This window comes from Methanofollis ethanolicus (assembly GCF_001571385.1).
Taxonomy (GTDB): Archaea; Halobacteriota; Methanomicrobia; order Methanomicrobiales; family Methanofollaceae; genus Methanofollis; species Methanofollis ethanolicus.
Genome location: NZ_BCNW01000001.1, coordinates 121,577 through 136,647 on the forward strand (window position 1 = coordinate 121,577; position 15,071 = coordinate 136,647).

16 protein-coding genes are annotated in these 15,071 nt (G+C 60.8%); 9 read left to right on the plus strand and 7 right to left on the minus strand.

Annotation, left to right across the window (positions count from 1 at the left end):
* Positions 1–53: 53 nt before the first annotated feature.
* On the plus strand, positions 54–1,289 hold the full coding sequence (locus MEFOE_RS00605) for a nucleotide-binding protein (RefSeq protein WP_067046823.1): 1,236 nt from the start codon (positions 54–56) through the stop codon (positions 1,287–1,289).
* Positions 1,279–1,857, plus strand: a complete 579-nt coding sequence (locus MEFOE_RS00610) for an RPA family protein (protein WP_067046824.1) — start codon at positions 1,279–1,281, stop codon at positions 1,855–1,857. Before MEFOE_RS00605 ends, MEFOE_RS00610 begins: the two co-directional genes overlap by 11 nt.
* Positions 1,858–2,949: 1,092 nt before the next feature.
* Here the strand turns inward: MEFOE_RS00610 and MEFOE_RS00615 are convergent.
* The 3 genes from MEFOE_RS00615 to MEFOE_RS00625 form a co-directional block, all read right to left on the minus strand.
* Positions 2,950–3,600: a helix-turn-helix domain-containing protein gene (locus MEFOE_RS00615; RefSeq protein ID WP_067046827.1), complete on the minus strand. Its 651-nt coding sequence runs from the start codon at positions 3,598–3,600 to the stop codon at positions 2,950–2,952.
* A 142-nt stretch (positions 3,601–3,742) separates the two neighbouring features.
* Complete coding sequence (gene ribB, locus MEFOE_RS00620) at positions 3,743–4,414, minus strand: 3,4-dihydroxy-2-butanone-4-phosphate synthase (protein WP_067046830.1); 672 nt, start codon at positions 4,412–4,414, stop codon at positions 3,743–3,745.
* Positions 4,407–5,075, minus strand: a complete 669-nt coding sequence (locus tag MEFOE_RS00625; RefSeq protein ID WP_067046833.1) for a DUF120 domain-containing protein — start codon at positions 5,073–5,075, stop codon at positions 4,407–4,409. The genes ribB and MEFOE_RS00625 overlap by 8 nt, the downstream gene beginning before the upstream one ends.
* 112 nt (positions 5,076–5,187) lie before the next feature.
* Between MEFOE_RS00625 and MEFOE_RS00630 the strand changes: the two genes are divergently transcribed.
* From MEFOE_RS00630 to MEFOE_RS00645, 4 genes are read left to right on the plus strand one after another with little or no spacing between them, the layout of a single operon-like run.
* The gene (locus tag MEFOE_RS00630) at positions 5,188–5,898 is read left to right on the plus strand and encodes a helix-turn-helix domain-containing protein (protein WP_067046836.1); all 711 of its coding nucleotides are present in this window, start codon (positions 5,188–5,190) and stop codon (positions 5,896–5,898) included.
* Entirely contained in the window at positions 5,892–6,947 is a 1,056-nt protein-coding gene (locus MEFOE_RS00635) for a hydroxymethylglutaryl-CoA synthase (RefSeq protein ID WP_067046838.1), read from the plus strand. The genes MEFOE_RS00630 and MEFOE_RS00635 overlap by 7 nt, the downstream gene beginning before the upstream one ends.
* Positions 6,944–8,110 (plus strand): thiolase domain-containing protein, encoded by a 1,167-nt coding sequence (locus MEFOE_RS00640; protein ID WP_067046841.1) that lies wholly within the window; start codon positions 6,944–6,946, stop codon positions 8,108–8,110. The genes MEFOE_RS00635 and MEFOE_RS00640 overlap by 4 nt, the downstream gene beginning before the upstream one ends.
* A 1-nt stretch (position 8,111) precedes the next feature.
* Positions 8,112–8,501, plus strand: a complete 390-nt coding sequence (locus MEFOE_RS00645) for a Zn-ribbon domain-containing OB-fold protein (protein WP_067046844.1) — start codon at positions 8,112–8,114, stop codon at positions 8,499–8,501.
* 322 nt (positions 8,502–8,823) lie between these two features.
* On the opposite strand, the gene MEFOE_RS13555 is transcribed toward MEFOE_RS00645, so the two are convergent.
* Positions 8,824–9,018, minus strand: a complete 195-nt coding sequence (locus tag MEFOE_RS13555; RefSeq protein ID WP_153015815.1) for a hypothetical protein — start codon at positions 9,016–9,018, stop codon at positions 8,824–8,826.
* Positions 9,019–9,444: 426 nt separating this feature from the next.
* Positions 9,445–10,371: a class I SAM-dependent methyltransferase gene (locus tag MEFOE_RS00650; protein WP_067046847.1), complete on the minus strand. Its 927-nt coding sequence runs from the start codon at positions 10,369–10,371 to the stop codon at positions 9,445–9,447.
* A gap of 31 nt (positions 10,372–10,402) precedes the next feature.
* Between MEFOE_RS00650 and hmgA the strand changes: the two genes are divergently transcribed.
* Positions 10,403–11,611, plus strand: a complete 1,209-nt coding sequence (gene hmgA / locus MEFOE_RS00655) for a hydroxymethylglutaryl-CoA reductase (NADPH) (protein WP_067046850.1) — start codon at positions 10,403–10,405, stop codon at positions 11,609–11,611.
* A 214-nt stretch (positions 11,612–11,825) separates the two neighbouring features.
* On the opposite strand, the gene rimI is transcribed toward hmgA, so the two are convergent.
* Positions 11,826–12,287, minus strand: a complete 462-nt coding sequence (gene rimI / locus MEFOE_RS00660) for a ribosomal protein S18-alanine N-acetyltransferase (protein WP_067046853.1) — start codon at positions 12,285–12,287, stop codon at positions 11,826–11,828.
* A gap of 78 nt (positions 12,288–12,365) precedes the next feature.
* On the opposite strand from rimI, the gene MEFOE_RS00665 reads away from it, so the two are divergent.
* Positions 12,366–13,637, plus strand: coding sequence for a DUF1015 domain-containing protein (locus MEFOE_RS00665; protein ID WP_067052805.1), 1,272 nt, complete (start codon positions 12,366–12,368; stop codon positions 13,635–13,637).
* A gap of 20 nt (positions 13,638–13,657) precedes the next feature.
* Here the strand turns inward: MEFOE_RS00665 and MEFOE_RS00670 are convergent, their stop codons facing one another.
* Positions 13,658–14,266, minus strand: coding sequence for an FmdE family protein (locus MEFOE_RS00670; protein WP_067046856.1), 609 nt, complete (start codon positions 14,264–14,266; stop codon positions 13,658–13,660).
* A gap of 250 nt (positions 14,267–14,516) precedes the next feature.
* Here MEFOE_RS00670 and MEFOE_RS00675 point away from each other — a divergent pair, with 250 nt between their 5' ends.
* A complete protein-coding gene (locus MEFOE_RS00675; RefSeq protein WP_067046859.1) occupies positions 14,517–15,062 on the plus strand; it encodes a hypothetical protein in 546 nt (181 codons plus the stop codon).
* Positions 15,063–15,071: the final 9 nt, after the last annotated feature.

Here is a 15,071-nt window from a genome sequence, read left to right on the forward strand (position 1 = left end):
TCCGCCCCTCACATTTTATATCGAGCGGTGACGATGCTCATCTGGAGATGTAGATGGATCTATCCGAAGCAGCACAAAGAATCTCCCGAAAGTTCGAGTCGCAGAAGGTCAAAATCGACCCCGCAGAGGTGGAAAAGAAACTCCGAACCCTCGTCGAGGACTTCGGCGTCAACCTCACCGAGGCCGAGAAGACTGTCTCCGAGAACCTCGCACGCGATCACAACCTCGCGTCCATGCCGGCCACGTCCTCAGAGATGCGCGAGATCGGGTCTCTTCTTCCTGGCGAATGGGCGACTGTAGAGGGGAAGATCGTCGGTGTCGCAAAGCCGGCCTCAGCCGCGATCAGCCAGAGCGGGACCATCGCCGACGCTACGGGCGCGATCCAGTTCACGGCCTGGGAAAGGGCAAAGGCGCCCCAGATGGAAGAGGGGCAGTGGTACAGGATCGAGTCCGCGGTCGTGGACGAGTACCGCGGCACGCCGAAACTGAACTTCCACAGCGGGACGACGATCACGGCGATCGAGAAGGAGGTCCCGATCATGCCGCAAATGGTCAGGATCTCCGACATGCGGCCGGGCGTCGCCAGCGTGAAGGTGAAGATGGTCCAGGAATGGGAAGCGCGGCACGAGCGGATCCTCCAGACCGGCATCGTCGGCGACGAGTCGGGCACGATCAAGTTCACCATCTGGAAAGAGGAGGGCATGGAGCGGCTCGAACCGGGGATGGTCTATAACATCTTCTACGCAGCTGTGGACGAGTACCAGGGGCGGCTTTCCATCACCCTCAACGGCGCAAAGTGTTTCCCTGACGAAGAGGCCGAGATCACCGTCGGAACCGGCGCGGCCACCGTCACAGGGGCTATCGTGAATGTAGGTCCGGGATCGGGCCTTGTCAAGCGCTGCCCTGTGGAGGGGTGCAACCGCGTCCTCTCGAAGCGGAACTACTGCCCTGTCCACGAGGTCCAGGACAACTTCAGATATGATATCAGGATCAAGGGGGTGCTCGACGACGGGACGACGGCACACAATATCCTCATGCAGAAGGATGTCGTCGAGGCGGTCACCGGGCTTTCTCTCGACGAGGCGGTAACGATCGCCCAGGAAAGCCCCCTCGGACTGGACGACGTTTTCTACAAGATCAGGGATGCCGTGATGGGCCGCTACTTCGCCTGTTCAGGGAGCGACCTCGGCGACACTCTCCTTGTAAGGGAGTGCAGGCCCCTCTCCTTTGATACAGACCGGCATACAGAACTTCTCAACCAGATCGGAGGCGAGTCACATGCAGAGTGAAAGTCGTTTCACGCCGCGCTACCAGCGCGAGCCGGCACGCAGGGTCTTCGCGGCCGAACTGCGCGAGGCACATTACCATTTCAAGGACGGAGAGGACGAGAAGAGCCCGACCTATGTCCTCCTCCCGACAGGGGAGAGGTGCAACAGGGTCTTGATCATCGGGTCGATGACCCAGAAGGAAAAGCGGGGCGACCAGAACATCTTCTACCAGATCCGCGTCTCCGACCCGACAGGGACCTTCTTCGTCTCCGCCAGTTCCTTCCAGCAGGAGGCGATGACGCAGGTCTCGAAGATCGATCCTCCGGCATTCGTTGCAGTCGTCGGAAAGCCGAGTGTCTACGAGGCGCCAGACGGCCGGGTCTTCGTCTCGGTGCGGGCCGAGTCGGTGACGGTCGTCGACAAGGAGATGAGGAACTGCTGGGTTCTTGACGCTGCCGAGAGAACCCTGAAGAGGCTCGAAACCTTCGGGACGACCGAAGACTCGAAGCTTGCCGGGGAGCACTACGCCACAAATCTCGACGTGTACCGCCGGATGGCCTACGAGGCGCTTGCCCAGATCACCATCTGAACCCTTTTTTCGACCCTTTACACCCGGAGAGGCGCCGGGGGCCAACCCGGGATCCTGGCCGGACTGAAGAAAAAAGAATCTATTGAGTTTTTAGAAATCCCCGGATTCTGTGCCTGGGGTGCCTGCATGTCAGGAGGGTATGGTCCCTCGGGGCACAAATCGGGTTAGATACGCCCGCATATGCCTCCAATCAGGGGATCCTACCCACCGTTCGAGGCCATATCGGGGAGATCCGGAGATCCGGGCATAGCAGGGGCCGTGGGCAGAACAGGATGAAATCCGGCAGGACTCAACGCCCCCAGGGCCCCGGTATGATTGCAGGTAATGACCTCCCTTTCCCGGCCCCCCTGGTGCCGGAGAGGAGGAGGGAAAGGGATTGGAAATTGCCCCGATCTGGACTCTGGAGATACCCTCAGTATGAGGGTTTACCATGAGCATATCCCAAAACTCTCGTTCATTCCCCCCATCTCTGCATGCAGGGACCGGGAGAGAATATCATGTTCTGGTCGATATCTTCCTGAATTCCCTGAAGAATCGTGCGAAACCGCCGCCTTCCCCTACCTCTCTGCCGGGGGACTACCTCGAAAACCCACAGTTTTCTCGACTCCCTCCGGTCGTTCCCCCGGACCCCCGAAACAGGATAGGGTTGGGGAAGAGAGATCCTGATGAAGGAGATTGCCCTCCACCCCCTATCGCAATGATGGGGGATCGGGGGGAGGGAGCGATAGCGACCGTGAGAAAATCTCTGATTTTCGAGTGGCGAACGCAGGGAGCCAAGAAGACCCATCGGGTCTTCGCTGAAACCCCCCGGACAAGACGCCAGAACGGGATTTTTCAGAACCGAATGTGAGTCCTTTCATCGGCGTGCATGAAGGTTCGGATCAGTTTTGGGATGACCTCCATGAAAACCACCAGGGTAGTTTTCAACGAACCGCCTCAAACTTCGTCTCATCAGCGGTTCTACAGAGCCAATTTTCTCAACGTCCTTCAGTCGTCCGGAAAGAATTGAATCAGGGAAGACAGAGCCCCAGACCCGACGGTGGAGAGTGCCTTCCCATTCTCGCACGGAAAGGTGACGCTCGAAAAAAAGTATTACTCGCTCTCGGCACCTTCGGCCGGAGAGCGCTTCCCCTTCCACTCGCCCTTGAGTTCAGGATATTCTGCGAGGATCTTGGATACCGTGCTCCTGCTCACGCTGAACATCCGGCAGATCTGGGAGATACTCGTGCCGGAACGACGGACGGTGATCAGTGCCTCGATCTGTCCGTCGTTCAGGGCACGTGGCCGACCGATAGTGCCCCGAGATCCGGACTCCGGACGTACCGGAGTGCGGGCCGCTTTCTTCAGCGTCTCCATGCAGGGGGTCATGTACTCGACAAAATTCCTGACAGCCATGATCCTGAGTGCGGGGTCGTCGGGGTAGCCGAAAAAGTCATCCTTCGCAAAGTAGGGGACAAAACCTTCTTCGACAAGGGCCCTCAACTCCTCAACCTCGAACTCCAGATTTTTTGCAAGAGCGGGGAGGTCGGGAAAAAGAAGGTGTTCAACCCTGTTTTCCCGTGCATATTCAAGCATCTGCTGATAGCCTTCGCGCATCCTGGGAGCAGTGCCGGTCATTCGATGGTCACTGAAGAATTTATTAACGGTAAACCGATATTTGCAAAATTCATCAATGATCTCTTTTTGATGCTCCGGGTCGCCCCTTTTCCGCGTGGTAAGGTAGGCTACGGCATCCTTTTTCATATGAAATATTCAAATTCGAGAACATATAGTTTTTACGTTTTTCGATCAAGACCTGCCACAACTTTGGAACAATTTCAAAATGGTGAGGGGGGAGCATCCCCGTTTTCAGGCCCAATCAGGCAAACAAGCAAAAACGCGGCGATCAGGCAGATCTCTCTTCCCACTGTTCGAGAACCTCTTTTCCCTCGATGAAAACCAGACCGTGATCACGGGCATAGGCCCGTGCATCCTCCTTGGAAAGGGCAAGACCGGTCTCGTCATCAAGCATCTCACAGACGACAAGGGCCGGGGTCACCCCGGCCATAGCGGCGAGGGCGATCGAAAGCTCGGTCTGGCCCCTGCGGACATCGAGCAACCCTTCGGCGGCCCGGAGGAGGGCAACGTGGCCGGGAGTCCTGAACTCTGCCTTGAAGTCGTGCCCGCCGCCGTTGAGGGACTTGTGTACCTGGTCGGCGATGGCATTGATGGTCGTCGCACGGTCGCGGTCAGGGATGCCGGTATAGGTGCTCCGGTGGTTCACCCAGATCGAGAAGGACGAGTGGTTCTTACGGTCGTACGGGATGTCGCCGAGGTGTTCGACGGCCTCGAAGTCGTGAAGCAGATCGGAGGCGAAGGGGAGGCCGAGCCTCTTTGCAGCTTCCGGGTGAACGGCGGTACAGATGAGGCCACCGCCATCTTTCCGCATCGTCAGCACGTCGTGCGGGGTGACGGCCTCGGCGCAGATAACAAGGTCGGTCTCGCGTTCACGGTCGTCAAAGTCATAGAGCAGGATAAATTTGCCCGCCTTCAGGGCGGCACATGCGTCTTCAATCATGGGTAACCTCTACCTGTACACTATCGTTGTCATGCAGTCCGAATGTCTCGCGCAAAGGGGCCGGCGAGATGATCTCGATAATCTCTTCCGGGTAGTGACTCCGTCCGGGTTCGATGATCGCACCCGGGCAGTCCCCGATTCTACACGGGAGACATCGTGCGTTTCCAAAAGATCTGCCGTCGGCCTCGAAGCCCTCGATCCCGATCCAGACCAGTCCTTCCAGGCGACGCTTCACCCGGACACTTTCAGGGTCCAGGCGAACATTGAGCGTGCCGGGATAGGCATCAAATCCAAGTTTTTCGAGGAATTGCTCACGGTACTGGGGGTGGTCGATATAGTACCGTCCCTCGCCAAGGCCGCTGATCACTGTCCCTTTGAGGATATAGTACCCTCCCTCCGGCGAAAATATCCGCGTGTACGCCGAGAACTCGTGCCGCAATTCCTCCTCGCCTGCAGGGGCGACGGCGACGTACTGACCGTCAGGCCTGACGGTGCGCGTGATCAGTCCGGTTGCTTCGAGTGACTTCAGGCGACGGGAAGCCGTCTGCGGACTGATGTTCAGGGCATTCGCCAGAGACTGCGAGGACATCCAGGCCGAGCTCCTCAGGCCGCCCATGAGCGCAACGACCTTTAAGCACTGCAGATCTCCTGCATCCATCATACACACCACAATTGAGATGCATCCTATATATGAGTTGTCAATCGGAAAATGTCGTAGATTGTCGATGTGCGATTCGTTAATTTTTTAATGTGCGTGATTGATATCTACAACCATGAACTCCGAACTGCGTAAGCAGCTTGCTGAGAAGATGGCAGGTGAGATTACGCTCTCGGACTCACCGGGGAAAGCGCTGAAAAAATGGCGCATGAGTTTCGACATCCCCCAGGGGGTACTCTCAGAGAGGCTCGGCGTCTCTCCTTCGGTCATCTCCGACTACGAGGGAGGAAGGCGAAAAAGCCCCGGAACCGCCGTCGTCGGCAAGATCGTCGACACAATCCTCGCAATCGACGAGGAGAACGGCGGCAGACATATCCAGCGGTTTTCGAGAATTCTCTTCACCAACATCGACGAGGATGTCATCTACGACATCCACGACTACGCCTCCGCAGTCCAGTTGACCGACCTCGCGAAGGCCATCGGCGCCCGCACGCTCTGCGGCACCCTCGACCTCTCGATCTTCGGGTATACCGTGGTCAACAGCCTCAATGCGATCCTGCAACTCTCTGCAAATGAGTTCAACAGGATCTACGGGTGGAGCACGGAGCGTGCACTCATTTTCACGAATGTCTCGACCGGGAAATCTCCCTTCGTGGCGATCCGGGTGACCCCCTTCAAGCCGCGCTGCGTCATCCTCCAGGGACTGGAGGTAGAGCAGGTTCACCCGCTCGTTCCCCGTCTTGCTGAACGGGACCGGATAACCGTCCTGTGCACATCGATGGACGTCGAATCTATTGTCAACACCTTGAGGGAAAAGGAATGGTAGGCATCATTACGTACGGGGCATATATCCCCCGCTTCCGGATCAAAGTCGAGGAGATCGCCCGGGTCTGGGGCGACAACCCCAAAGACATCTCCGGTGGCCTCGGCGTCAGGGAAAAATCGGTCCCTGACATGGACGAGGACACCGCCACGATCGCCGTCGAGGCGACACGCAACGCACTCCGCAGGAGAGACGTCGACCGCGACGCCATCGGCGCCATCTACGTCGGGTCAGAGTCCCACCCCTATGCCGTCAAGCCAACGGCCGCGACGGTGGGGGCTGCCATCCAGGCGACCCCGGTAATGACCGCGGCCGACTACGAGTTTGCATGCAAGGCCGGCACGGCAGGCATGCAGACCTGCATGGGCCTCGTCGGGAGCGACATGGTCAGGTACGGCGTCGCCGTCGGCGCCGACGTGGCGCAGGGCGCGCCCGGCGACGCCCTGGAGTACACGGCCGCCGCAGGCGGGGCCACAATGATCATCGGCAAGGACGACCCCATCGCGGAGATCAACCACACCTGCTCGTTCACGACCGACACCCCCGACTTCTGGCGGCGCGAGGGGCAGGCGTACCCCCGCCACGGCGGACGGTTCACCGGCGACCCCGGCTACTTCAAGCATGTCCAGGGTGCGGCCCGGATGATGCTCGAACAGAGAGGGACAAAGCCCTCTGACTATGACTATGCCGTCTTCCACCAGCCGAACGCGAAGTTCCCCCAGAGAGTCGCCGGCATGCTCGGCTTCACCAGGGAGCAGATCGCACCCGGCCTGGTGGTGCCGCGCCTTGGCAACACCTACTCTGGCGCTTCGATGGTCGGGCTTGCCGCCACCCTCGATATCGCAAAGCCCGGCGACCGCATCTTCGTGACCTCCTTCGGCTCGGGAGCAGGGAGCGACGCCTTCGACATCACCGTCACTGACAGGATTACGGACACCGCAGTCTTCGACAGGGCGGCGGCCCCCTCTGTGGAGCAACTCCTGGCCAACCCGATCTATCTTGACTACGCACATTACGCCAAACACAAGGGTAAGATCATGGTGCAAAAATGAGAGACGTAGCAGTTATCGGGATCGGATGCACCAAATTCGGCGAATGGTGGGACCGTTCCTTCAGGAACCTCATTGTCGAGGCAGGCGTCATGGCGATCGAGGACGCCAACCTTGCAGGCGAACAGATCGACGCCATGTACGTCGGAAACATGAGTGCTGGCCGGTTCATCGAGCAGGAACACATCGGTGCCCTGATCGCCGACTATGCCGGTCTCGCCGCAGAACATATCCCTGCGACGCGGGTCGAGGCCGCCTGCGCATCAGGCGGTCTCGCCTTCCGTGACGCGGTGACCGCGGTCGCAAGCGGGATGTCCAACATCGTCGTCGCCGCCGGCGTCGAGAAGATGACGGACGTGGACACGAGCATGTCCACAGACGCCCTTGCCGGCGCCGCAGACCGCGAATGGGAGGGCTTTGTCGGGGCGACCTTCCCGGGTCTGTATGCGATGATCGCCAACGATTACATGCACCGCTACCCCCTCACCCGGGAGCAGCTCGCGCAGGTCGCTGTGAAGAACCACTACAATGGCGCAAGGAACCCGATCGCACAGTTCCAGAAGGAGATCACCATCGACACCGTGCTGAACTCGACCCTCGTCGCCGACCCCCTGCGTCTCTTCGACTGCTCGCCGATCTCCGACGGAGCCGCGGCTGTGGTCGTCGCACCCCTGGAGATGGCGAAGAAGTTCACCGATACGCCGATCAAGGTGCTGGCGACAGCACAGGCAAGCGACACCATCGCCCTCCACGACCGCCGCGACATCTCGACGCTGGACGCAAGCGTGGCGGCAGGCAACCGGGCCTTCAAGATGGCAGGGCTTGAACGCAAGGACATCGACTTTGTGGAAGTCCACGACTGCTTCACCATCGCCGAGATCTGCGCCATCGAAGACCTCGGCTTCTGCAAAAAGGGCGAGGCAGGGAAACTCACCGAGGAAGGGATCACCGCCCTCGGGGGCAGACTGCCGGTGAACACGAGCGGCGGGCTGAAGGCCTGCGGCCACCCTGTCGGGGCGACAGGCATCAAGCAGGTCTGCGAGTCGGTCCTTCAACTCCGCGGCGAGGCCGGAAAGAGGCAGATCGACGGGGCCGAGATCGGCATGACGCACAATGTCGGCGGCACGGGCGCGACGGTCGCCGTTCACATCTTCGGGAGGGACTGAAATGTCGGTACCACGTTTCTGGAGAAAGATCCCGCAGCGCTACAACCTTGAGGGGACACACTGCGAGACCTGCGGCAGGTATTTCTTCCCGCCGCGGAACCTCTGCCCGACCTGCCGGCGCGAGGGGAAGATCGTCGAGCACACCTTCAAGGGCACAGGAAAGATCGTGACCTTCTCGGTGATCAGGTCGGCAAGCGACCAGTTTGCGAAACTCACCCCATATGTCCTCGCCATCGTCGAACTCGACGAGGGGCCGAGGATGACGGCGCAGATCGTCTGCTCCCCTGAGGAGGCCTATATCGGCATGCCGGTCACGTCGGTCTTCCGCAAACTCGGCACCGAGGGCGAGAGCGGCGTCATCTACTACGGCACGAAGTTCGTGCCGATGTGAGACCCGATTCCTCCTTTTCTTTTTCAAAAAACTCCGATCCGAAAAAATCGGCGCCGTCCTCGATGCGGCGGCGCCACCAGATATGCGCTTTTATGGCTTTGTAGAATCAGGCATGAGTCAGGAGCACGCCTCAGGCATACCGCATGAACATTGTTCTGAGGAGTTCGTCTGGTCAACATGCCTTCCCGCACGCTCGCGCCGGGGGCGCTGCCCCCACACCCCGGGGATTGCGATAGGGCGGGGAAGGCAGAGGGCGGACCTCTCTGAAGGTGGTTTTGTCCTCTCCATCTCCATCTTGGGGTGCTCGTTGAGAGTCAAAGCCTCATGAAAACCCGGAGAACTGATCTTCTGGATCATTTTCATGGAGGTCATCCCAGAACTGATCATACCCTCTGTCCTGTCGATGGAATGATCGGTATGTGGTTCTGAAAAATCCTGTTCTGGCGTCCTGTCCGGGAGGTTTCACCCCCCGGTCCCTCCCATCATTGCGATAGGGGGGGATGGCAATCTCCTTCATCCGGATCTCTCGTCTCTCTTCCCCGACCCTATCCTGTTTCGGGGGTCCGGGGGAACGACCGGAGGGAGTCGAGAAAACTGTGGGTTTTCGAGGTAGTCCCCCGGCAGAGGTCCGGGGGAAGGCGGTGGTTTCGCACGATTTTTCAGGGAATTCAGGAAGACATCGACCCGATCATGAGATTTTCTCCCGGGTTCAGCATGCGGGGAAAGGGGAATGAACGAGAGTTTTGGGATATGCTCATGGTAAACCCTCATTCTCAGATCGATCTCTCCGCAGATTCCCTGAAGAGCGGTGCTGACCCCCTGCCTTCCCCCCCGGCACAGGCACTCCAGAACAGGATATCTACAGAGTTCTCTTCGTAAAGTGATCGCTCTACGCGACGACCCTACAGAGCCCCTAAAGAGCCCTTTTTCCAGAAACGGGGGATTATTCCCCGACCACAATATCGTACACCGCGTGCCACTCGGCAGGCGAATAACTCCGCACCCGCCTCTCGACGACCCCGGCAACCGGGAAGGCGCGGATCGCGTCGAGGTACTTCCCCTCCTCGTCCTGGAGAGCGTAGAAGTGGATGGTGCCGCCAGGCCTGCAGAGGGCGAAGGCGGCGGAGAGGAAGTGAGATGACTCCATCGGGAGGTTCATGATCACCCTGTCGAAGGTCCGGCCGAAGATGCCGGGCAGGTGGGCGGCGTCGGCGATCATGGGCAGGACGTTCTTTTTCCTGTTCATCGCGATGTTCTCGCAGAGCAGAGAGACTGCCGCGGGGTTGAGGTCCGCGGCGACGACCAGGGAGGCCTGGTCGGCAAGGGAGATCGCGAAAGGCCCGACGCCCGCGAACATGTCGACCACACGCTCGCCCTCCCGCATCGCGGACCACACCCGCTGCCTCTCCGTGGAGAGGCGGGCCGAGAAGTAGGCGTGCGCAAGGTCCACCGCAAAACGGTGGCCGTGCTCGGTGACGACGGTCCGCGTCGTCTCCTCCCCGGCGAGGACGGCGAACTCCCGCGTCCGGAACTCCCCCTCCACCGGGCTCGTCGGGTACAGGACAGTGTGGAGAGACGGGCGGGAATGGAGCACCCGTTCGGCCCCCTCATTGTCCTCCTCAAGGAGGATCGCGATCCCGCCGACGAGTTCGTGGCGGGGAAGTTCCTCCCGCCCGGGGAACGCGGCGAAGACCCCTTTTTCAGCCCCGGCCGTCTCTCCCAGGAGAGGGAGGAGGAGATCCTCCCCCTCTACCCTCGGCCTGTGGGCCCGGTCCAGGAGTTCACGTGCAATCAGGTCCCGTCTCGCCTCTTCCGCATGTTTCTTTGCCACTCGCAGGCACCAGATCTCGTCGTCGTCCTCACCGTGCATCTTTATCCCCAAAAATCCCGATACTGATCTCATGGATGATGCTCTCGCAAGACTAAAAAATGGAACTCTCAAACTCTACGCCCTGGAGGCCGAACTTCCGCCCGAAGAGGCCGTCAGGGTGAGGCGCGAGTATATCGAGGGGGAGAGCGGGGCCGACCTCGGTGCGCTCGGCACTTTCTCCATCGGCATCGACAGAGTGGTGAAGAGAAATATCGAGAACATGATCGGCGCCGTCCAGGTGCCGGTCGGCGTCGCCGGGCCTCTCCAGATCAACGGGGAATATGCGAGCGGCACCTACTGGCTCCCCCTCGCGACGACAGAGGGGGCGCTCGTCGCCTCGGCCAACAGGGGCGCCTCCGCAATCACGAAGGCGGGAGGGGCCGACGTCAGGGTCCTCGCCGACGCCATGACCCGGGCCCCTGTCTTTGCGGCCCGCGACATCGTGCATGCCAAGGGGGTCGCGGACTGGGCCGGGGCCCATCTCGCCGACCTCGCCGTTGCCGCCGAAAAGACCACCTCCCGCGGGAAACTCCTCTCCGTGACGCCGTACGTTGTCGGCACGAACGTCTTCCTCCGCTGCGCCTATGACACCAAGGACGCGATGGGCATGAACATGGCGACGATCGCCACGGCGGAGATCGCCGACCTCGTCGAGGCAGAGACAGGGGCCCGCCTTGTCGCCCTCTCCGGCAACATGGACGTCGACAAGAAACCCGCGGCCATGAACCTCATCGAGGGGAGGGGCAAGACCGTCGTCGCCGGGGTGCACCTCTCCGACGAGTTGATCCAGACGGTCCTCAAGACCGACGCAAAGACTCTCGCCGCGGTGAACTACCGCAAGAACCTCGTCGGGTCGGCACGGGCCGGTGCTCTCGGTTTCAACGCCCATGCCGCCAATATCATCGCCGCCCTGTACCTCGCCTGCGGGCAGGACGCCGCCCATGTGGTCGAGGGGAGCAGTGCGATCACCACCGTCGAGGAGACAGAGGGCGGGGCCTATGTTGCCGTCACCCTCCCGGCCGTGCAGGTAGGCACCGTCGGCGGCGGTACCGGGATCGACACCCAGGGCGCCTGCCTCACCCTCCTCGGCGTCAGAGGCGGCGGCGAGCCGGAAGGGACGCATGCAAAGGCTTTCGCCGAGATCGTCAGCGCAGGCGTCCTTGCAGGCGAACTCTCCCTCCTCGGCGCCCTCGCCGCCAACCACCTGGCCCGGGCCCACAAACAACTCGGCCGGGGATGATCTTTTTTTCGGGGAGAAAAGAGGGTCCTGAGGGAGATTGTCATCTCTCCGGCCGGATGATGGGGGGGCCACAAAACGATGAATAACCCTCTTCCGCACTGTCCGGCCTCGAACCCAGGAGAGGGTGGTTGTCAGAGAAATCGATCCACCGCCGTCCCCATTCCTATCCTGATAGTGGGGGGTCCGGGGGGCTTTGCCCCCTTGGCCATGCCCCTCAGAAGAACCACTTCATCATCACGATGGCATCCTCTCCATTGGAGTAGTAGCCGGCGACGGTGAAGACCGGTTCATATCCCCGTCTCCGGTAGAACCTCTGGGCCGCGGTGTTGGAGTATCTCACCTCCAGCTGGACACCCTCGGCGAGGGCGATGGCAAACTGCTGTTCGGCACTGCGGACGAGCGCCCTCCCAATCCCGCGGTGCCTGAACCTCTCGGCCACCGCAAAGTTGCAGATGTGGCCGTACACCGCCTCGCCGGTATCCTCGATGCCCCCGACAATGAAGCCCGCGACCTCCCTGTCCACGACCGCCACAAAGAAGGTCTCGGCCCAGCACTCAAGCGCCTGGAGGAACGTCTCCTCGTTCCAGGGGTCCACGAAGGACTCATGCTCGATGGCGACGATGGCCGGGAGGTCTCCCGCCGTCGCCTTTCGCAGGAAAAACCCGGGCTCTGACATTGTTCATATCTACCTCGTGCGCGAGGAAATATATTGACCCGGGGGAAAGTATTAGCAGCTTCAAGATACGTGATCCCCATGGTAAAGGTATACCGTTTTTCAGGGCTGCGGCCCGAGCGCGCATATGCCGCGAAGATTGCCTCGGTGCCATACGACGTGGTGACGACAGACGAGGCCGCAGAGGTCATCAGGAAAAACCCGCTCTCTTTCCTCAGCGTGAGCAGGACAGACGCCCTCCTCAGGGACATCCCTGCCGACGACGAGCAGATCTACGAGAAGGCGAGGGAGACCTTCCAGGAGATGCAGGAGACGGGGATTTTCCGCCGGGACGATGCCCCGTCGATGTACCTCTACCGGGTGAAACAGGGGGGCAACCTCTATCTCGGGCTCGTCGCCTGCCTCGACGTCGACGACTACATCCAGGACGTCATCAAGAAGCACGAGCACACCCGCTATGACAAGGAAAGGGACCGGACCCGGCACATCGACGCCACGAACGCCAACACCGGCCTCGTGGTCGTCCTGTACCCTGACGAGGGGGACATTTTCGGGTACATCGAGTCCGTCCTCCCCGAGGGCGAGCCCGATGCGGTCGTCAAGACCGAGCAGGGGAATGTCCACGAACTCTTCAGGATCCGCGATCCGGTCCGCCTCGCGCACATCGAGAGCCTCTTCGCCCGCGTGCCGGCCACCTATATCGCCGACGGTCACCACCGCGCCAAGTCCGCGGTGACGATCGCCGGGGACCGCCGACAGGCCGGGACCTATGAGGCCGAGGACGGCCGGTTCATGGCGATCCTCCTCGCCCACAAGAGAGTGAAGATCCACGGCTACTCAAGGCTTGTCACCGACCTCGGCACGTACACGCCCGAGTCCTTCCTCGCTGCCTTGAAGGAAGGCTTCGAGGTGAAACCGTATGGCGAGATCGACGACACCGTCTTCCGTGTCCCGCCTCTCAGGGGTGCCGATGGCCACCATGTCTTCCACATGTACCTGGGCGGCGTCTGGTACGAGATCACCTGCCCTGTCGAGAACCCCGCCGACCTGATCGGTTCTCTTGACGTCTCCGTCATCCAGAAGAGGGTGCTTGAAGGGATGCTCGGGATCACCGACCCCCGCGGCGACGCCCGTCTCCAGTACCTCGGCGGTGCCAGGCCCCTTGCCGACCTCGAAGAGAAGGTGGACTCAGGCGAGTTTGCCGTCGCCTTCTCGATGCAGCCTGTCGATGTCGAGACCGTGATGGAGATCGCGGACGCAGGCATGGTCATGCCCCCGAAGTCGACCTGGTTCGAACCGAAACTCCTCTCCGGGCTCGTGATCCACACGCTCGGCGAGGGGAAGAAGGAGTGAAACAGTTTTTGAAGGGGGGTTCACCACCCTCTCGTATATTTTCCAGCGCACGGGATGCAGACGATCTTCCCGTCCTTGACCCGCGCCCGCGATTCGGCGACCTGTTCCCCGCAGACGGCGCAGGTGTACGACGCAAAGATCCGGGCCTTCTCAGGCACGTCGGGTGCCACGTCCCTGACCGCAAAGACCTCGTCGGCAGGGCGTGTCAGGATGGCGGCACAGACGGTGTCAAGGTGCTCTCTGTAGGCCTCTCTCTCCGCGGGCGTCGCCGACCCGCTGTGGACCTTCGCCCGCAGGGGGTGAAACTCCGGGTCGACGGCATCGACGGAAAAGTCGGGGCGGGTCATGATCCGCACCGCCTTCCCGCTCGTGCGGTTGATGAGGGTCCAGGCACCCTTGCCGAGGTCGCGGAGGATGAGGTTCCCTTTCCCGACAGTGCACCCGGTGACGATCTGGATGCCGTCCAGGCCGCAGGCGTCGTTCTCGACGATCGCCACAAGTTCTTCGTCGGGAGCACGGACGGCGCCGATCTTTTCCATCGCGATCTCGGCAGCGCGGTACCCGAAGGCAAGGCCCGGGCAGCGGTGGCCGTGGAAGCGGACGGCCTCCTCGAAAGTGGGGTTCTGCATGATGGAAAGGTGACACCTTTTGTAAGAAAAGTATTATTGTCCCGGACACAGCCAGAAGGCATCATCTCCATCCTGGCCGGGACAGGGGACACACCACAGACTTTCCAGACAACCACAGAGACCTGCCCCGCGCCAGGGGGCGAGAGCGTATCGCCAATAAAAAGACCTTAAACACGGATCAAAAAGAGATAATGCGCCAATACAGATTCAAACACTATTTATACTAATCTCCCTAAAATGGATCCGTGCTATGAAGCCCTCGCATACCATTGCCCTCCTCATCTTCTGCATACTCGCATTCTCAGGGGTCTCTGGCTGCACCACTACATCCGCAGACGGAGCCGCAGGCGGCGGTATCAGAGATGTGACACCCTCCACGGCAGAGGAGAAGACACACCTCGATGCCGCCCTCACGGACCTGGAGGTGCTTGCAGGGGAAGGCTTCGAGAATATCACCGGGATGGAGGTCGTCACGGTGAGCGGCACAGATGTCGCGACCGCAGGCAACGCGAGCACCTGGGTGCTTGGCATACGGCAGGACGGCAAACCCTCGTTCCTCGTCTACTCGCACGGCGCCTGGTCGAGACTGAACTGGAACCACCCGCTGGACGGCGGGGAGATCTCCATGGACACAGCCCTCATGCCCCGCGACCTCTATGAGATGCATGCCGACGCGATCAAAGGGCTCGGGCCTCTGACAGACCTCACCCTCGCGAACGGCACGTACACCCTCAGGTCGCACGCTCCCGCCCCCGAGACACTCAGTTTTGACGCACAGACAGGGGAGGCGATCTGACGGCCCTCG

Excerpts from the sequence above, each read along its gene's own strand:
- MEFOE_RS00605 (WP_067046823.1), top strand. The coding sequence starts at position 54 with ATGGATCTATCCGAAGCAGCACAAAGAATCTCCCGAAAGTTCGAGTCG.
- MEFOE_RS00610 (WP_067046824.1), top strand. The coding sequence starts at position 1,279 with ATGCAGAGTGAAAGTCGTTTCACGCCGCGCTACCAGCGCGAGCCGGCA.
- MEFOE_RS00615 (WP_067046827.1), bottom strand. The coding sequence starts at position 3,600 with ATGAAAAAGGATGCCGTAGCCTACCTTACCACGCGGAAAAGGGGCGAC.
- ribB (WP_067046830.1), bottom strand. The coding sequence starts at position 4,414 with ATGATTGAAGACGCATGTGCCGCCCTGAAGGCGGGCAAATTTATCCTG.
- MEFOE_RS00625 (WP_067046833.1), bottom strand. The coding sequence starts at position 5,075 with ATGATGGATGCAGGAGATCTGCAGTGCTTAAAGGTCGTTGCGCTCATG.
- MEFOE_RS00630 (WP_067046836.1), top strand. The coding sequence starts at position 5,188 with ATGAACTCCGAACTGCGTAAGCAGCTTGCTGAGAAGATGGCAGGTGAG.
- MEFOE_RS00635 (WP_067046838.1), top strand. The coding sequence starts at position 5,892 with ATGGTAGGCATCATTACGTACGGGGCATATATCCCCCGCTTCCGGATC.
- MEFOE_RS00640 (WP_067046841.1), top strand. The coding sequence starts at position 6,944 with ATGAGAGACGTAGCAGTTATCGGGATCGGATGCACCAAATTCGGCGAA.
- MEFOE_RS00645 (WP_067046844.1), top strand. The coding sequence starts at position 8,112 with ATGTCGGTACCACGTTTCTGGAGAAAGATCCCGCAGCGCTACAACCTT.
- MEFOE_RS13555 (WP_153015815.1), bottom strand. The coding sequence starts at position 9,018 with ATGAAGGAGATTGCCATCCCCCCCTATCGCAATGATGGGAGGGACCGG.
- MEFOE_RS00650 (WP_067046847.1), bottom strand. The coding sequence starts at position 10,371 with ATGCACGGTGAGGACGACGACGAGATCTGGTGCCTGCGAGTGGCAAAG.
- hmgA (WP_067046850.1), top strand. The coding sequence starts at position 10,403 with ATGGATGATGCTCTCGCAAGACTAAAAAATGGAACTCTCAAACTCTAC.
- rimI (WP_067046853.1), bottom strand. The coding sequence starts at position 12,287 with ATGTCAGAGCCCGGGTTTTTCCTGCGAAAGGCGACGGCGGGAGACCTC.
- MEFOE_RS00665 (WP_067052805.1), top strand. The coding sequence starts at position 12,366 with ATGGTAAAGGTATACCGTTTTTCAGGGCTGCGGCCCGAGCGCGCATAT.
- MEFOE_RS00670 (WP_067046856.1), bottom strand. The coding sequence starts at position 14,266 with ATGCAGAACCCCACTTTCGAGGAGGCCGTCCGCTTCCACGGCCACCGC.
- MEFOE_RS00675 (WP_067046859.1), top strand. The coding sequence starts at position 14,517 with ATGAAGCCCTCGCATACCATTGCCCTCCTCATCTTCTGCATACTCGCA.